The following is a 15136-nucleotide window of genomic DNA, read 5'->3' as shown; positions in this document are numbered from 1 at the left end:
CTCGGCCTACTTCCAGGACAACAGGCGCACGCCGAGGGTATCGCCGACCGAAACCAGCTCGCCCTGACCGACTGCCTCGCCGTTGGCGCGGATGGTGACGTTGGCCCCTTCCAGCTGCGCGGGTACCGGGAACACATAGCCCGGCTGCAGATCAGCCAGCTTGCCCACCGGCATTTCCAGGCGGCCAATCTCGAACACCACATTGGCCGGCAGTCCGCGCACGGCGGCATCCGGGTCGGGCGGTGGGGCCGCGGCCTCGCCCTGGTCGCCGTCTTCTACGGCCTGGGAAGGGGTGTCGGTCATGGTGGAGTCCTCGTGCATGCGTGGAATGGGTTGCGCCGGGCCCTCGATACGCCAGCCGGCGCCGGTGGGGGCGAGCGGCCAGGATTGGCCGCAGGCATGGGCCTGGAAGGCCGGCCGGCGTCCGCCGCGGCCAACCACGAACACTGCGCCCGGCGCGAGGCCTGCCCAGTCGGCCGGGGTCAGCGGCGGGATGGCGAATTGCAGTGAGACGGAGGCCGGAATCCGGCTCCAGCGGCCCAGGCGCGGCGGCGCCTCGCCTTCGAACGGCGGCTCGGCACGGGTCAGCAGGCGCGGCAGCCATTCGGCGGGCAGGCGCAGTGAACCGTGCAGGCCCGGGGCGCGGCGCGCGGCGTCCGGGTCCTCCGCAGGGGGCTCGTCATCGATCAGGAAGTCGAGCCACAGCGGGGCGCTTTCCGGATCCTGTCCGCCGCCGGCTTCCAGCAGCGGGGTCAGGGCCACCCCCAGCGCCTCGCTCAGCCGCATCAGCTGGCTTTCGTGGGCCAGGCTCCAGGCCAGGACCCGCGAGGATCCGCTGAAGTCGCTCCAGTGCAGGCCCTCGCCGATAGCCGCCGCGGTGGCTTGCAGGCGCACGCCGATGCGCGTGCCTTCGGCATCCAGCTCGAAGATATCCCCTGCTGTGCCGGCCCGGCCGGGCATGAACATGACCAGGCCATGGTCCGCCAGCAGCCAGCTGTGCGGAGCGGAGAAGAATGTCCGCAGCGCCTGCGCGTGCCCAGGCGGGACGGCCGGGATGCGTCCGCGCAGCGACACAGGCGCCGATGCGGCGGATACCGCCTTCGCAGTCTCAGGCATGTCCCAGAGCCACCTTCATCAGTTCGGGCAGCGAGCGTACCCCGAGTTTGTTCATCATGTTCGACCGGTGCAGCTCCACCGTCTTGATGCTGATACCGAGGATGTCGGCGATGATCTTGTTGGGCTTGCTGGCCACCACCAGGTCCAGCACCTGGCGCTCGCGCGGGCTGAGTTTTTCCAGGACCTGCTGGTTGATGAACCCATCGGCACGGTTGCGGGCGCTGGCAAGCGCGGCCCCGATCGCTTCGATCAGGGTGTCGTCACCGAACGGCTTCTCCAGGAAGTTGGCCGCCCCTTTGCGGATCGCCTCCACCGCCAGCGGCACGTCGCCGTGGGCGGTGACGAACACCAGCGGCAGGGTGCTGCCGCGGCGGCGCAGCTCGTCCTGGAGCTGCAGGCCGCTCATCTGTGGCATGCGAATATCGGACACGAGGCAGGCCTCGTCGGTTGGACGGCCGGCATCATAGGCCGTCAGGAATTCGGCGCCCGAGGCATACGACTCGACCTTGAAATCGGCCGTTTCCAGCAGCCAGGCGGTCGAATCCCTGAAGCCGTCGTTGTCGTCGACCAGGTACACCTGGACCTGTCCCATTCTCACGTCCTCCCTTCGGCGCGCGGCAGGGTAAAGCCGAAGATGCTGCCGCCGCTCTCGCGTGGTTCGAAGAACAGGCGTCCTTCGTGGTATTCGATGATCGACCGGCAGATCGCCAGGCCGATTCCCAGGCCGTCCGACTTGGTGGTGTAGAACGGCGAGAACAGCTGCTCGCTCTCCGCAGGGCTCATGCCGTGGCCGCGGTCGCACACCCGCACCTCGATCTCGCCGTCCAGGTTCACCCGGCCCTCGATGCGCAGGTCACGTTCGCCAGCGTCCACCTCGCGCATGGCCTCGATGGCGTTCTTCACCAGGTTCAGCAGCACCTGCTCGACCATCACCTTGTCGGCGTAAACGTCGGGCAGGGTGTCTGCGAGCGCCACCTCGATGTCCAGCTGCTGGCGTTCGGCTTCCAGGCGCAGGAGTTCAAGCACGGTTTCGGCAATCGCGGCCAGGCTGTGGGCATCACGCCGCGGTTCGCGCGCACGGACGAATTCGCGCACCCGGGCGATGACTGCAGCCGCGTGCTCGGCCTGGGTGCGGGCGGCCACCAGGGCACGCTCCACCTGCGCCGGTCCGCCTGCCTGGCCGACCAGGCGCAGGCTGCCGTTGAGATAGTTGACGATTGCAGCCAGGGGCTGGTTGAGCTCATGGGCCAGGGTGGCGGCCATTTCCCCCACCGACATCAGGCGCGAAGTGAACAGCAGTTTTTCCTGGCGGCTCTTGTGCGAGTCCAGCGTTTCGATCCGCGCGCTGATGTCGACCGCGGTGAGCAGCGCGAGTGCCTGCCCCTGCTGGTCAACGTCACGCCAGTACAGCGAGTACCAGCGGCCGTTATGCGGTGCCCGCACCTCGCGCCCGGCATCGACGTCGACCTCGCTGGCGCGCAGCGAGTCCAGCAGCCCGGAGCGCCGGTCGTGGCCTGCCAGGGCGCCGAATTCACGCCGGTACAGATCGTTTGCAGCCCGCAGCCGGCCGTCGTCACGGTCGAAAGCAGCGCAGGCAAACGGCACCGCCTGCAGCAGCGGCTCCAACTCGGTGGCGAAGGGCACCCCTGCTTCTTCAGGGACGGTTTCGATGATGGTCATCGCCGATTCCCGGCCCGCCCCACCGTCCGTTCCACGCTGCCGACAATGGGATACCCTGCTGCCGCGTCCCACGCGCTTCCCCCTTTCATTTCCTCACGCACCCCTTCCCGTCATGTCCCATAGAGTGCTTCGCCGCCGTGCGGCCAACGTGATTGTCTTCGCCGCGCTGGCCCTGACCTGCGGTATTGCGGTAGCAGCCGCTGCGCCTGTGGCGACCGCGCCGGCGCCCTCGTACCTGCGTGAGCTGATGGGAATCGTGGTGCCACTGGGGTTCATGATTCTTGCCCTGCTCCTGGTGCTGCGCCTCATGCGCCGCCGCTACGGTTTGACGGGCAGCAAAGCCCATTTGTCAGTCCTGCAGATCCTGCCGGTGGGGCCGCGTGAACGCGTCGTGCTGCTCCAGACCCGTGCCGGGCGCGTGCTGGCCATCGGGGTGAGCGCGCAGTCGGTCAATCTGATCACACGCCTGGAACAGGACGATGTGACCATCGATCCAGATTCGGAAGAATCCGGATCGGCACAGGCCGCACGAACGGCGAAGTCTCCACTAGATCTGCTGCTGCGGCGTTAAGCCTCCGTGATCGATTTGCGTAACGGGACGCGCGTCACAATTTGCACATGTCCCCCGGCCCAGAACGCAAGTCGGGTCGGCTGAAACATGATCTTTACGCCTCGTACACTTTACACAGCTATCGTAAGTTGGCACAAAGTGACACATGAGGTCAGGCGTGGGGCGGAAGCGATGTCGTTTGCGGCAGCAGGTGCGGATATCCTCCGCAGATCGTTTGCCCCACATGGCAGAAGTCCCACGCCTGGTTGACGCCGCGTACCGCGGCTACAGGGGGAGGTAGGCAATGCGGGCGCTGATTGGAAACCTGTTCGCCGCGCCGGCGGGCTCGGCGCCACGCGGACGGCTTGGTTACAGCGATGTATTCCTCGCCTTCGGGGCGGTGCTGATCATCGCGGTGATGATCCTGCCGCTGCCGCTGGTGCTGATCGACTCGCTGGTGGCGGTCAACATTTCGATCGGTTTCGGTCTGCTGCTGCTGGGCATCTACATTCCCAGCCCTGTCGCGTTCTCCAGCTTCCCCAGCGTGCTGCTGCTGACAACGCTGTTCCGGCTGGCCATCTCGGTCGCCATCACCCGCTCGATCCTGCTCGATGCCGAAGGCGGCCACATCGTGGAGACCTTCGGCGCGCTGGTCGCGGGGGGCAACCTGGTGGTCGGCATGGTGGTGTTCCTGATCATCACCGTGGTCCAGTTCATCGTCATCGCCAAGGGTGCCGAGCGCGTAGCGGAAGTGGCCGCACGGTTCACCCTGGATGCGATGCCGGGCAAGCAGCTGTCGATCGACTCGGACCTGCGTGCCGGCCTGCTCGACAAGGACGAGGCGCGCAGCAAGCGCCGCCTGCTGGAGACCGAAAGCCAGCTGTACGGCAGCCTCGATGGCGCGATGAAGTTCGTGAAGGGCGATGCCATCTGCGGCATCGTCATCATCATCATCAACCTGCTCGGCGGCCTGGCCATCGGCGTGCTGCAGAAGGGCATGGACCTGGGTGAGGCCACCCGGGTCTATTCGATCCTGACCATCGGCGACGGCCTGGTATCGCAGATTCCGGCGATCCTGGGCACGATCGCCGCCGGTCTGGTGGTGACCCGCACCACCAGCGACGTGGACGACAGGCATCTGGGTGAGGCGATCACCCGCCAGATCACCAAGCAGCCGCGGGTGCTGCTGATCACCGCCATCCTCGCGTTCCTCATGATGCTGGTGCCGGGCTTTCCGAAGCTGGTGTTTGCCGCGCTGAGCCTGATCCTGTTCGCTGCCGCGGGCTGGCAGTACCGTTACCAGTTCGAAACACTGCGCAAGCTGTTCCGGGTCAGCGACGAGGACCTGGCGATCAGCCAGGTGACCGCGCAGAGCGATGACATGGCGCCGCCGGCGCCGCTGCAACTGGACATCTCGCCGTCCATTGCGGTCGCGTTCGGGCAGGAGCCGGTGCGCACCCGCATGGGTGAAATTGCCCGGCGCCAGCGCGAGGAGTACGGCGTACCGGTACCCACGCCGGTGCTGCGGGTTACCACGGGTCTGGAAGAGGGCGAATATCGGCTGACCGCCTTTGGTGCGCGCCTGGCTTCCGGACGCCTGCAGCTGGAAGGCGGGCTGCGCCCGGCGCGGCCCGGTGCGGCCGACGCGCGCCTGACCGGGTTCTTCCCGCCGGTGTCGGGCGAGTGGACCACCGAGCCGTCCGAAGACGCACGGCCGCCGATGGAGGTGATGGTGGATCACTGCCGCGGCGCCCTGCAGCGCCGCCTCGGCGGTTTCCTCGGCATCCAGGAAACCTCCAACCTGTTCGGACGCATGCAGCGTGACTATCCCGACCTGGTGAAGGAAATGCTGCGCGTGGTGGCCCCGCAACGGGTGGCCGATGTGCTGCGCCGGCTGGCCGAGGAAGGCGTGCCGATCCGCAACCTGCGCGATGCCTTCGAAGCCATCACCGATGTGGGTGGGCGTGAGAAGGACGTGGTGTTGCTGACGGAATATGTGCGCGTTGCGCTGAAGCGGGAAATCGCCGACCGCTATTCAGACAGCGAGCGGAATTTGCACGTACTGTTGATCCATCCCGAGCTGGAAGACAAGCTGCGTCAATCCGTAAGGGTTGCCGGCGGCGCCAGCCAACTGGCCATCTCTCCCGAGCTGGCCGCGCGTCTTGGCAATGAAGTGCGTGCGAATCTGGCGCGCATGGCCCAGGACGTCCGCCCGGTGTTGCTGTGCTCGCTCGACGTGCGCCGACACCTGCGCAAACTGATGGAAGTGGATTTTTTCGAGCTGCCGGTGCTCTCTTACCAGGAACTGGCAGCGGATCTTCGCATCGTGCAATCGGGGCAGATCAATGCATGACCTGTCCGCTCCGGGAAGCATCGCGCCCCGCAGGCTGATGCGGAGTGCCGGCAAGTGTTACAGGGAGGTATGGGATGTCTGAGCCGGACGCCAACGTTCCAGACCAGGAGGGTCGCAGGCTGCTGCGGATCATCTCCGGACTGCACGCGGGCGCAAGCCGGGAGCTGGCCGAGCGCGAGATGATCCTGGTCGGCAGCGGCGACGATTGCGACATCGTCCTGGCCGACGAGGGCGTCGCCCGGCACCATGCCCTGATCAGCGTGATTGATGGCCATGGCCAGCTGCGCGCGCTGGATGCGCCGCTGCAGCTGGAAGGCCGCGTGCTGCATCCGGGCGACCCGGTCGCCATGGACCGGTTGCAACGGGTCGGGCTGGGCGAAGCCGCGCTGGCCTTCGGCGAAGAGGATGACCCCGCATGGCTGGCGCTGGCCCCCGATGGCCAGGAGCCCAGTGCGTCGCGTGCGCGCAGGATCTCCGAGCCATTCACCCGCCGCCTGCCGATGATTGCCGCGATCGCGGTGCTGTGCCTGGCCGCGCTGGCCACGTTCGTCGCGGTGGTGCCCTCCTCCGAACCGGAAGTGGATCCCGAGCAGCGCCTGAAAGCGATGGCGCTCGAGTTCAACGTGTCGGGGCGGCGGATCGAGACGGACGTCAATGGGCGCCCGGTGCTGTCCGGCATGGTGGCGGATGACACCGTGCGCCAGCGGATGCAGCAGATGATCGTGGACGAAGGGCTCGATGCCGGGCTGACGTTGACGACCGGCGCAGACCTCGCCTCGGATGTTGGTGAAGTGCTGCGCGGCGGGGGCTATCCCGGCAACACCCGCTATCTGGGGCGCGGCGAAGTGGAAGTCACCGGTTACTACAAGGACGAGGCCGCCTTCCGTGTCTTCCTGGGGACCGATGCCATGCGCAACACCGGCGTGCGCAACGTGGCACTGATCAACCGGGCCGCGCCAGCGGCCGAAGAGCCGTCTCCCGAGGAGGCCCCCGCGGTCCGGATCGTGGCTTACGAACGCGGTGAAGATCCGCATCTGCTCGATGAGCACGGCAATGAATACCGGGTGGGCATGTTCATCCCGGGCGAAGGCTCGCTCGCGTCGCTGGGAAACCATGCGTTCGCCACTGCCGGTGACGGCACGATCCGCAAGATCACCATCCGCCCGCTGTCCCCGGAAGAGCAGGAGCCAGCGGCTGCCCCGGGTGCAGGCGGCGGATCGGCAGGAGTATCCGCCGCCGCTTCACGCTCGCACGCCTGGGCGATGGAGCAGGCACGCGCGGCGGGCAGCCGCCAATGAACATTCCAGGAAAGGAATCGCAGTACGGTCCGGGGTGCCGGACCATCCAGCAGTCTCAATCCATAGCAGAAGGAGCAGCATGATGAGCGTCGACAATTCAGCCCTGAACAATTTCATCGGGCACGCAACATTCAATAACGGCCCGGCCGCCAACGGTGGCCGCGGCAGCGCGTCTTCCAGCAGCGGCAGCAGCTGGTATGAGGCGATGTCCCGTGCCTGGGGCCAGGCCCTCGACGGCCAGGCGGCACAGATCACCGAGATGTCGGCAGAGATCCGCACCGGTGGCGACCAGCCATCGAACATGGTCCAGCTGACCGCGGCCAGCCTGAAGATGCAGTTCATGTCCAACAACGCCGCCACCTCGCAGAACGCGACCGGGCAGGCGCTGGAAACCCTGGGCAAGCGCCAGTAACGGAACATCTCCACGGGAGAGTTGAAATGATTGAAGCCATCCAGGCCGCCGGTATCGAAGCGACCACCGGCGCAGCCGGCGGCGCCAGTGCCGGATCAGCGGCCCAGCCCCAGGCATCAGCCACCGAAGTCCGCGATTTCGCCCAGGCGCAGGAACGCGTTTCAGGCACCAACCAGACGCAGCAGGCGTCCGGGGCCGAGGCCGTATCGGGTCCTGCCCAGGCCGAGCCATCGCAAGGCACGCGCATGCTCATGTCGGCGTTCGACGGCCTCAACGGCGGGGCGAAGAAGATCGCCGATCTCTCGCAAAGCATGGCCAGCGCCTCCACGGTGGGTGACCTCACCCCCAGCCAGATGCTGGAAATGACCATGAGCACGCACCAGTTCCTGTTCCAGTCGCAGCTGACAGCCAACGTGGCCAACCGCACGTCCGATGGCGTGCAGCAGCTGTTCCGCCAGCAGTCCTGACTGCCATGACGGGGGAGCAACAATGATCGCGACGACAACCGGGACCGTAAACGGAAAATGGATGCGGATCGCGGTGGTGCTGGTGGCCAGCCTGATGCTGGCCGCCTGCAGCCGCGTGACGCTGAACGACGGTCTGGACGAGCGCCAGGCCAACCGTGTACTCGGGGTCCTGCTGGCCAACGGGATCAAGGCTGAAAAGCGCACCTCGATCGCCAGTGACAGCGGCTATCAGGTGCGGGTCGGGCAGGGTGATTTCGCCCTCGCCATGCAGATCCTCGAGGCGCGCGGCCTGCCGGGGGAAAGCTTCCAGTCAACCACCTGTGAGGTGTTCCAACGGCAGGGTTTCGTGTCGTCGGCCACCGAGCAGCGTGGCCAGGAGCAGTGTGGCCTGCAGCAGGATCTGTCGCGGACCCTGTCTTCCTATGCCGGCGTCGCCCATGCCCGCGTCCATATCGCCATGCCCGAGCGTGACCCGGTGCTTGGCAAGGTTGGCCTGGCATCGGCTTCGGTGGTGGTGTTCGAACAGGCAGGGGCCAATGTCCGCAACGAGGAACACAACTTCAAGGTGCTGGTGAAGGACGCGGTCCCGGGGTTGGAGAACATCAACCACGTGACCATCAAATTCAACACCCTCCCCGCTCCGACCGATCTGGCGGGACAGGGCCGTGCGCAACCGGTGATGTCGGCGATGAGCCCGGTGACCCTGGCCATCGTGGCTGGGGTGATCGCGCTGCTGGCGCTGGCCATGACCTTTGGTAACCGCCTGCGTGCGCGGCTGAAGGGACCGGCCAAGCCCGACGATCGGATCTGGAAGGGGTGACCGGGCGCCATGCCGCTGCAACCGCTGTTCGCCGAGGTTGATCCGGGCTGGTATGCGGGTGACGCCGCGCCTCTGGACCAGCGCCTGGTGGCGCGTGCCGGCCGCTCGCAGCTGGGGCGCAGGATGCTGGCCCGCAGGCTGTTTCAGGCGGGTGCGGCGGAAGCGCTGCTGGCGCCCCGGCCGGGGCATGCAATCCCCAGCGCGGTCATGCGCTGGCCGCGTGCGCGACTGGCGGCGCTGATCCGGGACCTGGGCGTGCTGGCATACGCGCCGTTGATCCGCGCCGAGGTTGCGCGGGATTCGGTGCGCATGCTCAAGCGGGCGTTGGGCAGCAGCTACCTGCTGCCACTGGACCGCACCATCTGGAATGCAAGAGTGGAAGACGACGTGCTGCGTCGCTTGCAACAGGCATGGGCCCCGCTCATGGCGGCGCTGCGTGCGCGGGAGGATGATGCGGCACTTCATGCCCTGTTCGAACGCCAGGGCCGCAACGAATTGCGCGGCTGGGCGGCGCACCGGGATCGTCCGCTGGGCGAGTGGGTGGCGCTGCTGCATCCGCCCGAAGAGCCCGGCCCGACACACCTGCCGGAGAAGCCGGTGTTGCTGCTGGTCACCCATCACGAGACAAAGAGGGAACGGCCATGAGCGCGTCGACCGCACCCGGACAGGGCACCGCCCAGGGCCGAGCGACACCGCGGGTGCCCCAGGATGCAATCGTGGTCACCGACCGGCGGGCGTTCGTACGTTCGGTCACTGCACCGGTGGTGCCTGCCGCGGCCTGGGCCCGGCTGTCTGAGCTCGACAGCCTGCTCGACCAGGTCAATGCGCTGTATGCGCAGGCTGAAAAGGAAGTGGCAAAGGCCCGCGAGGAAGGTCATTCCGCCGGTTTTTCGGAAGGCCTTGCCCGTGCGCAGCAACAGATGACCGGCAAGATGGCCGAACTCAATGAGCGTCGCGCGCGGGTGTTGGCGGAAGCCGCGGGCCGGATCACCGACCTGGCCTGTGCCATCGTCGCCCGGATTGCCCCGGGCTTTGACGCGCTGACCGTGGTCCCACCGCTGGTGATGCAGGCCGTGGAAGCGGCCCAGGCGGAGCAGTTCCTGCTGATCCGGGTGCACCCGGATGTGCGTGAGCGCGTGGAAGCCGGCCTGGGCGCGGTGCGCCAGGCGCATCCTGCGGTGGGCGTGATCGAGCTGGTTGCCGATGAAAGCCTGGATCCGCTCAGCTGCGTGGTGGTGTCGGAAGCCGGTGAGGTCAGGGCGGGCGTGACCCAGCAGATTGAAGCGATCCGCGCCGCCTTGGCAGGGGCTGCCGCGGAGGCCGCACCGTCGTGAACGCTCCCGCTGGCGATCCGCTGCTCAGTGCGCTGTCATCGGTCACCAGCATCGAGCGCGTCGGCCGGGTGGCCGATGCCTACGGCACCCTGATCCGGGCGACCGGGCTGAAGGCGTCGATCGGCGAGCTGTGCTACCTGCGCAATCCCCGCGGTGAGGGTGATCCCGATTTCCGGCTGGCGGCCGAGGTCGTGGGCGTGGCCCGCCAGCACACCCTGCTGACCCCGCTCGGAGCGCTGGATGGAATTTCGGCCACCACCGAGGTTTATGCCACTGGTCGCCAGGCGGCTGTGCGCGCCGGTGATGGCCTGCTCGGACGGGTGCTCGATGCCCACGGCGAGCCGATTGACGACAAGGGCCCACTGGGTCCGACGGTGGATGCCCCGATCTATGCCGATTCGCCCAATCCGCTCAGCCGCAACCTGATCGAGCATCCGTTCGCCACCGGAGTGCGTGCAATCGATGCCACCATGACCGCGGGCGAAGGCCAGCGCATCGGCATCTTTGCCGTCGCCGGCGGTGGCAAAAGCACCCTGCTGGGCATGCTCGCCCGTGGCGGCGATGCCGACGTCAACGTGATCGTCCTGGTCGGCGAGCGCGGACGCGAGGTCAACGAATTCATCTACGACAACCTGGGCGATGAAGGCATGGCCCGCTCTGTGGTGGTCGTGGCCACGTCCGACCGGCCTGCGCTGGAGCGCAGTCGCGCCGCCTGGGTGGGTACGGCGATCGCCGAGCACTTCCGTGATCGCGGCAAACGCGTGCTGCTGCTGGTCGATTCAGTCACCCGCTTTGCCCGTGCCCTGCGCGATGTCGGCCTTGCCATTGGCGAGCCGCCGGCGCGGCGTGGTTTCCCGCCTTCGGTATTCAGCGCGTTGCCCCGCCTGTTCGAGCGTGCCGGCAACAACGAGCACGGTTCGATCACCGCCTTCTACACCGTGCTGGCCGAGGACGAGGACGGCGGCGATCCGATCGTCGAAGAGGTGCGCTCGATCCTTGACGGCCACATCGTGCTGTCGCGCAAGCTGGCCGCCGCTTATCACTACCCGGCCATCGACGTGCTCACCAGCCTCAGCCGCACCATGCCGCGGGTGGTGGATGAAGCGCACCTGCGGGCGGCCGGACAGCTGCGCAAATACCTGGCCAAGTACGAAGACATCGAGATGCTGCTGCAGCTGGGCGAATACAAGCGCGGCACCGATCCGGAAGCCGACGTGGCGATCGAGAAGATCGGCCCCATCCGCAAGCTGCTGCAGCAGTCGTCGTCCGACCTGGTTGAATTCAGCCAGTCCGCGGACGCTGTGAAGAAGCTGTTCCGATGAAGCGCTATCCGCTGCAGACACTGGTCAAGCTGCGAGCCCACCGCACCGACAAGGCGCGCCTGGAAATGCTGGAGAAGCAGGCGGCGGCCCGGTCCTGTCGCGAGCAGTGCGAGCGGATCGAGGCTGGGATCCAGGCGCTGGGCGAGGAGCGCGCTGCGCAGCGTCACCGCCTTTTGGATCCGCCGCCGCCCGGCCAGGCCTGGCCGGTGGCGATGGAACAGCGCGAGGCGCACATCGACCTGTTGGGCGAGCGCATCGTGGCTGAACAGAAGAACCTGCAGCAGGCCCGTGAGCGGCTCAAGGCCGCCGAACAGGCGCTCGACCAGGCCAGGCAGGCCTGGCTGCGGGCGAAGGGGCGCGAGGACGCACTGCACAAGCGCAGGGATGCCTGGCGCGTTGAGCAGTTTGCACTGGAAGGTCGGAAGGAAGAGGAAGCCACCGCCGACCTGCTTCAGGGCCGCGCCATGCGCGGCATGGCCGGACAACAACGAGGTGACCCATGAGTATCGAACGCAGCCAGCTGTCGGATTCGGTGGGCGAGGCCCGCAAGACCGGCGAGAGTCGCACCGGGCGCGAACCCGCCCAGCCGGAGAGTTCCGAACGCTTCCGCAACCTCATGCAGAGCCGCCAGGAGGCGCGCGACGAGTTCAGCGCAGCCCGCTTCAAGGGCGCCGGTGACCTCGGCAAGGAGCAGCGTGCCGGAGCGCAGGACGCTGCGCACCAGGCAGCCACGGCAGACGCCGTGGAGGCCGGCCGGCAGTTCAGCGGCGACAGCGAGCAGATGAGGCAGTCGAACATGGATCCGGCCGAAGTGCTGGCCATGCTGCAGGCCCAGACCGCGATGCGGGATGGAGCACAGGCTGCTCCCGTCGCGCCGCTGACGTCCAATCCGGCGGCCTTTGCCGACCTGGTGGAACGACACCTGCGACAGCTGGCCGTGGGGGGTGGCAACAGTGCCGGCGATCGTGATGGCCAGGTGTTGCTGCGGATGGCCGATGCCACCCTGCCCGGTACCGATCTGCTGCTGAGCAAGACCGCGGATGGCTGGTTGCTGCGTGCGGACGTGCGTTCGCGCGAGAGCTTTGATGCCATCCAGGAAGCAGCGCCGGAACTGGCAAGGCGCTTTGCGGAGCGCAACCTGGGTACGTTGGAAATCGATTCGCAGTTCCATGGTTGAGGATCGTGGAATGCGGGCGTCCCTAGGGTACGCCCTAGTATCGACTGGGGCGGCAATCCCCTAGAGTCGAATTCAAGAAGTGATCGGGCATGCGGGCTTGTCAGCCCGGAACCCGGATCACAAGGGAGACCGGATTACATGTCATTCGCTCGCCGCCCAGTTGCGCCCCGCAAGCGTCCCGCGCCGAGTACCGGTGTCGTGGCTCCGCAGGCTGCCGTCCCAGTGGAGACTGCATCACCTGTTGCTCCGGAGCAGAGCCAGGAAGAGGGGCTGCGGCAGCAGGTGATCGCTGACTTCGAAGCTTCCCTGCGTGAGTCGTCCAGCCTGGATGACGGAGACCTGGACGGTCTGCTGGAAACCTTCCGGCAGGCGGTCGAAGACACCCCGCTGGATGTGGCGTTGACGCCATTCGATCCCGAAGACCTGACTCTGGCCCTCAACGGGCTGGTCGACAACGGGGTGCTGGCCGAGGACGAGCGCAATGACCTCTCCCGGCAGATTGATGACGCGCTGGGTCCGCTGCAGACACCGGACGTACAGATGGCCATGGAGTTCGCCTCGCGCTGTGAGCGCGATGGTGAAGAGGCCGCCCTGGAATGGTTCCAGAACGAACGCCGCAGGTCCGAGGAGTCCGGCCAGGAGGATGTTGCTCCTGCCGACGTATCCGGAATGCCGGGTCGTGATTCGATTGTGAACTCGAAGTCGCGGAGATTGCGTGGCCCACCTCGGCGCTGACGCTTCACAGCAGACGCGTTACCGAAGTGTGTTTGTCCATAGATCAATCTATCGCTAATCCAATCGAGGAACTCATCATGTCCAATGACGTCGGCTACAACGGCAATATCAACACCTACATTTCCACCATCACCAACGCGCGCGGCGCATCCGCCTCGTCCGCAGTCGGCAAGGGCTGGCTCGTGGCGGTTGCCGAGGCACTGGGCAAGATGGCAGACGCCCTGGGCCAGAAGATTGAAAAGCAGGCGGCCAAGCTGGACTCCGCCATCCGTGCCGACAAGAAGGACGTCACGGAAATGAACGCCAAGATGCAGGCCATGACCCAGCAGATGAACATGCTGATGAACGCCATCAGCACCATCATCAAGACCATCGGCGAAGGCAACACCGCCCTGGCCCGCAAGCAGTAAGCAGGACAGAATTCCCGGGGCGGCCCGCGCCGCCTCGGGAAGCTGGATCAAAGAGGCCCCGGTTCCCGGGGCCTCTTTTCTTGTGCGGTGGGATAAGACAGGCGCCGATGCCCGCTCGGCAGGCCGTCATGTCTTCTATCGGACCTGTCCTCTATCTGACACTGAAGAAATCCGGGCTCCCGCGATCGCTCCCGCTTTGCGCGGGACGAAAGCTATCTTGGTCGTCGGGCCAGCAACCAGGCTCCGATTCCGGCGCCGAACCCCAGGGCGGCCAGGCCGAGCAGGCCCGCCAGGGAACGCTGGTGGCCGGCTGGCATCAAGGTGGTTCCGCTGCCACCAAGCAGGGGCAGGAGCAGGACTACGGTGAACGCGAGGCTGATGTAGGCGGTGAGAGCGAGCAGCCAGTAAAGCCGCCGGAAAGTGCGCTCGGCCCGCTCCTGCACGTCCGGTTCGCGGCCACGCGCAGCGGTGTGACCCGGCAGTGCCGCGTTGATCCAGCCGTGCAGTCCTGAGCGCCCGGTCCCCGCTTGCCGGCGTGCAGCCGCGCTCACCGTATGCCCATGGGCCGGGACCACTCCCTCACTGCGGGCCTGGGAAGGGGCGCCGGCAAGCATCGGGTTGCCGCCCGCGGTTACGGCGGGCGCTTGGGCAGGAACGGTCGCCTGGGTCGCAGCGGCTGCTGGATTCATCGACTGGGGATTGCCAGGGATCTGCAGCAGTGAAGTCATCTGCGGATTGACTGCAGGAGGCGTCAGGAACCCACTCGCCTGGGCGGCTGAGGCTTGGGAGCCGGCAATGTGTGTGGCATTGGAGTAAGCGGTGACCGATGTCGCAGCGGGTGCAGTTGTCAGGACCTGCGTTGGGGCCGAGGCTGAGGTTGAAGCCGGCATTGGGTAATTGCCCTGCTGGCCCGCGAGTACGGCTGATGGGTGGGCGCCCGCCTGGGCGCCGTGCGCACGCATTGGCAAAAATGCAGACGGCATGGTCTGGGTTGGCGCCTGGGTGATGCCGGCGTGGCTCATCAGGTTGGCAGGACCCGCCATGCCCGAAGCTGTGGCGACGCCGGGCGAGCCGGGGCTGGTGGCCTGCGGCATGCCGGAGGTCTGGATCGGACCCGCTCCCTGGGGAGTCATGGCGGCCCGCAGTGCCTGGACAAGGGCGGCCAATGTCTGGGCCGGCGGGGCCGGGGCAAGTGGACTGGCCGGCATGCCAGAGGCCGGTGTCCAGGGTGAGGCATTGCCCGGACCGGCGTTGCCCGGCCGCCCGGTCGCTGCATCGGATCTCAGCGCGGCGGCGTCAGGCAGGGTGGACAACAGACCGCGCGCTGCAGCCACGGTTTCCCCCAGCACCCCGCGGAAGGCGGGCGGGGCGGCAGAAGCCGGAGAACCCGACTGCCCTGGCAGGGGGGAGCTCCCGGGAAGGCCGGGATTGCCAGCAGGCCCTTGCGCGCCTGGAGACTGTG

Annotated in this window: 17 protein-coding genes; 13 read left to right on the top strand and 4 right to left on the bottom strand. The window is 67.0% G+C overall.

Features of this window, described 5'->3' with window-relative positions:
* Positions 1–6 precede the first annotated feature (6 nt).
* Genes sctQ through ACW7G3_RS03875 form a run of 3 tightly spaced genes read right to left on the bottom strand, consistent with a single transcriptional unit; the run spans position 7 to position 2796 of the window.
* Complete coding sequence (sctQ, locus tag ACW7G3_RS03885) at positions 7–1116, bottom strand: type III secretion system cytoplasmic ring protein SctQ (RefSeq protein ID WP_456981189.1); 1110 nt, start codon at positions 1114–1116, stop codon at positions 7–9.
* Positions 1109–1708 carry a response regulator transcription factor gene (locus ACW7G3_RS03880; RefSeq protein WP_456981188.1) on the bottom strand — a complete coding sequence of 200 codons (600 nt, stop codon included), beginning with the start codon at positions 1706–1708 and terminating at the stop codon, positions 1109–1111. Before ACW7G3_RS03880 ends, sctQ begins: the two co-directional genes overlap by 8 nt.
* Positions 1709–1710: 2 nt before the next feature.
* Positions 1711–2796, bottom strand: a complete 1086-nt coding sequence (locus ACW7G3_RS03875; protein ID WP_456975824.1) for a sensor histidine kinase — start codon at positions 2794–2796, stop codon at positions 1711–1713.
* A gap of 148 nt (positions 2797–2944) precedes the next feature.
* Between ACW7G3_RS03875 and ACW7G3_RS03870 the strand changes: the two genes are divergently transcribed.
* From ACW7G3_RS03870 to ACW7G3_RS03810, 13 genes are all read left to right on the top strand, one after another.
* Positions 2945–3367, top strand: a complete 423-nt coding sequence (locus ACW7G3_RS03870; protein ID WP_456981186.1) for a flagellar biosynthetic protein FliO — start codon at positions 2945–2947, stop codon at positions 3365–3367.
* Between the two features lie 283 nt (positions 3368–3650).
* On the top strand, positions 3651–5699 hold the full coding sequence (locus ACW7G3_RS03865; RefSeq protein WP_456975828.1) for an FHIPEP family type III secretion protein: 2049 nt from the start codon (positions 3651–3653) through the stop codon (positions 5697–5699).
* A gap of 74 nt (positions 5700–5773) precedes the next feature.
* Complete coding sequence (locus ACW7G3_RS03860; protein ID WP_456981185.1) at positions 5774–6997, top strand: FHA domain-containing protein; 1224 nt, start codon at positions 5774–5776, stop codon at positions 6995–6997.
* An 82-nt stretch (positions 6998–7079) separates the two neighbouring features.
* A complete protein-coding gene (locus ACW7G3_RS03855; RefSeq protein WP_343259024.1) occupies positions 7080–7409 on the top strand; it encodes a hypothetical protein in 330 nt (109 codons plus the stop codon).
* 26 nt (positions 7410–7435) lie between these two features.
* Positions 7436–7876 carry a hypothetical protein gene (locus ACW7G3_RS03850; RefSeq protein ID WP_456975832.1) on the top strand — a complete coding sequence of 147 codons (441 nt, stop codon included), beginning with the start codon at positions 7436–7438 and terminating at the stop codon, positions 7874–7876.
* Positions 7877–7937: 61 nt separating this feature from the next.
* Positions 7938–8696 carry a hypothetical protein gene (locus tag ACW7G3_RS03845; RefSeq protein ID WP_456975834.1) on the top strand — a complete coding sequence of 253 codons (759 nt, stop codon included), beginning with the start codon at positions 7938–7940 and terminating at the stop codon, positions 8694–8696.
* 9 nt (positions 8697–8705) lie between these two features.
* Positions 8706–9341, top strand: a complete 636-nt coding sequence (locus ACW7G3_RS03840) for a hypothetical protein (protein ID WP_456981184.1) — start codon at positions 8706–8708, stop codon at positions 9339–9341.
* A complete protein-coding gene (locus ACW7G3_RS03835; RefSeq protein WP_456981183.1) occupies positions 9338–10030 on the top strand; it encodes a FliH/SctL family protein in 693 nt (230 codons plus the stop codon). The genes ACW7G3_RS03840 and ACW7G3_RS03835 overlap by 4 nt, the downstream gene beginning before the upstream one ends.
* Positions 10027–11352 (top strand): FliI/YscN family ATPase, encoded by a 1326-nt coding sequence (locus ACW7G3_RS03830; RefSeq protein ID WP_456981182.1) that lies wholly within the window; start codon positions 10027–10029, stop codon positions 11350–11352. The genes ACW7G3_RS03835 and ACW7G3_RS03830 overlap by 4 nt, the downstream gene beginning before the upstream one ends.
* Positions 11349–11855 carry a hypothetical protein gene (locus tag ACW7G3_RS03825; protein WP_456981181.1) on the top strand — a complete coding sequence of 169 codons (507 nt, stop codon included), beginning with the start codon at positions 11349–11351 and terminating at the stop codon, positions 11853–11855. Before ACW7G3_RS03830 ends, ACW7G3_RS03825 begins: the two co-directional genes overlap by 4 nt.
* On the top strand, positions 11852–12529 hold the full coding sequence (locus ACW7G3_RS03820) for a hypothetical protein (protein ID WP_456981180.1): 678 nt from the start codon (positions 11852–11854) through the stop codon (positions 12527–12529). The genes ACW7G3_RS03825 and ACW7G3_RS03820 overlap by 4 nt, the downstream gene beginning before the upstream one ends.
* A 222-nt stretch (positions 12530–12751) precedes the next feature.
* Positions 12752–13264: a hypothetical protein gene (locus ACW7G3_RS03815; RefSeq protein ID WP_456981179.1), complete on the top strand. Its 513-nt coding sequence runs from the start codon at positions 12752–12754 to the stop codon at positions 13262–13264.
* A gap of 77 nt (positions 13265–13341) precedes the next feature.
* Entirely contained in the window at positions 13342–13674 is a 333-nt protein-coding gene (locus tag ACW7G3_RS03810) for a hypothetical protein (RefSeq protein WP_456975848.1), read from the top strand.
* A 212-nt stretch (positions 13675–13886) separates the two neighbouring features.
* On the opposite strand, the gene ACW7G3_RS03805 is transcribed toward ACW7G3_RS03810, so the two are convergent.
* Positions 13887–14402 carry a hypothetical protein gene (locus tag ACW7G3_RS03805; protein ID WP_456975850.1) on the bottom strand — a complete coding sequence of 172 codons (516 nt, stop codon included), beginning with the start codon at positions 14400–14402 and terminating at the stop codon, positions 13887–13889.
* Between the last annotated feature and the right edge of the window lie 734 nt (positions 14403–15136).

The sequence above is a fragment of the Luteimonas sp. A478 genome, assembly GCF_054052025.1.
The sequence above is the reverse complement of the archived record's forward strand: the minus strand, read 5'-3'. Positions and strand labels throughout refer to the sequence as shown.